Below are 781 nucleotides of genomic sequence, written 5' to 3' on the forward strand. Positions count from 1 at the left end.
GGCTACGAGGCCGAGGTCACGCTGCAGGCCGCCATGCGCGTCGAGGGCGACGAGATCATCGTCGACTACGCCGGCACGACCGGCCTCTCCACGCGCGGCATCAACGTGCCGCCGGCCTATTGCCGCGCCTACGCCTGCTTCGGGATCAAGTGCGTCGTGGCGCCGGAGATCCCGAACAACTGGGCCAGCCTCGCGCCMTTCGTGATGGAGATCCCCGAGGGCTGCATCCTCAACGCCCCGCGGCCCTATCCCGTCAGCGTGCGGCATGTGGTGGGCCAACTCATCCCCGACCTGATGATGGGCTGCCTCGCCCAGGCCGTGCCGGACCGCGTGAATGCCGAGGGCAGCTCCGCCCTGTGGAACCCGCCGCTGCGCGGGGGATCGCAGGTGAGCGGCCAGGATGCGGAGGTCGACGACTTCGAGATCATCACCTTCAACTCCGGCGGAACCGGCGCCCGGCCCACCAAGGACGGGCTGGACGGCATTGCCTTCCCTTCGGGCGTGCGGACCATGCCCGTGGAGGCCACGGAAAACGTCGCCCCCGTGATCTTCTGGCGCAAGGAGCTGCGCCCCGACAGCGCCGGCGCCGGCAAGACGCGCGGCGGCTTCGGCCAGATCATGGAGATCGGCGCGAAGAAGGACGCGGAGTTCGCCGTCAACGCCATCTTCGACCGCGTGGCCAATCCGCCCAAGGGCCGCTTCGGCGGCGGCTTGGGCGCGGGCGGCTGGGTGGGGCTTGATGACGCTAATGTCACGGTCCTGCGGACCAAGGGCTTCCAGG

At 69.9% G+C, this 781-nt stretch carries 1 protein-coding gene; it reads left to right on the forward strand.

Annotated elements, in window-relative coordinates; genetic code table 11:
* Positions 1-781, forward strand: a 781-nt coding sequence (locus AC1DWF_RS33715) for a hydantoinase B/oxoprolinase family protein (protein ID WP_476842845.1), incomplete at both ends; no start/stop codon positions are given.

The organism is Aminobacter sp. P4_D5 (genome assembly GCF_056401815.1).